The sequence below is a fragment of the Alloalcanivorax venustensis ISO4 genome (assembly GCF_015356855.1).
Classification (GTDB): Bacteria; Pseudomonadota; Gammaproteobacteria; order Pseudomonadales; family Alcanivoracaceae; genus Alloalcanivorax; species Alloalcanivorax venustensis.
Genome location: NZ_ARXR01000083.1, coordinates 1 through 767, shown reverse-complemented (window position 1 = coordinate 767; position 767 = coordinate 1). Strand labels below are relative to the sequence as shown.

Here is a 767-nt window from a genome sequence, read left to right as displayed (position 1 = left end):
GGCGGCCGCCGACCGTTCGGCGCGCGTCGCCTGGGGCGGCTGGCAGCTGCGCCGCTTCCAGGACCACCTGCACTTGCTCGCGGACACCGAACTGACGCCGCTGACGGTGGCCCGGGACTGGCCGCCGGGCACGCCGCCGCCGGACCTGGGCGCCTGGCGGCTGGTCGCCGGCCCCGGTGATGGCAGCGCCGAGCAACCGGCACTTCAGTTGCCAGACGGCCTGCCGCTGCGCCTGGCGCCCGCCCGGGGCGGCGAGCGCCTCGCCCTCAACGGCTGCCACCAGCGCATCGCCGAGCTGTGGCGCGCCGCCGGCGTGCCGCCCTGGCGCCGCCGCCAGTGGCCGCTGGTTTACGCCGGCGACGACCTGATCGCCGTCCCCGGCGTCGCCGTCGCCGACCCCTGGCGCGACCAGCCCCTCACCGCCTGGCACCTGCAACCGGCTTCCTGACGAAGCCGGGTTTGTGGGAGCGGGCTGTGGGAGCTTGCCTTGCAAGCGAAAGGGTGGCTTTAGCCACCCGGCAGGATTCCAGAGACCTGGGTTCTTCAGGTTTCCGGTGCTCCGAATCGGAGACGCGGTGCAATGGTGGTGCCTTCCGGGATCGCTCAAGCCGTCCCTGGGCGCTCTCATTTAGCCATCCCTGGCCAAATAGGTCCCTCCAGGCACCACCATTGCCCCGCTCACTGGGTAGCGTCACCGCCACGGGTTACAACACCCCCGGCCCCCCAGGTAGGGAAGCTTGGAATCTCCCAAGGAGCGCCGGGATCGG

Annotated in this window: 1 protein-coding gene; it reads left to right on the top strand. The window is 72.1% G+C overall.

Features of this window, described 5'->3' with window-relative positions:
- Positions 1–448: tRNA lysidine(34) synthetase TilS (gene tilS / locus ISO4_RS16865; protein ID WP_194856986.1), on the top strand; the 448-nt coding region annotated here is incomplete at its 5' end.
- Positions 449–767 lie beyond the last annotated feature (319 nt).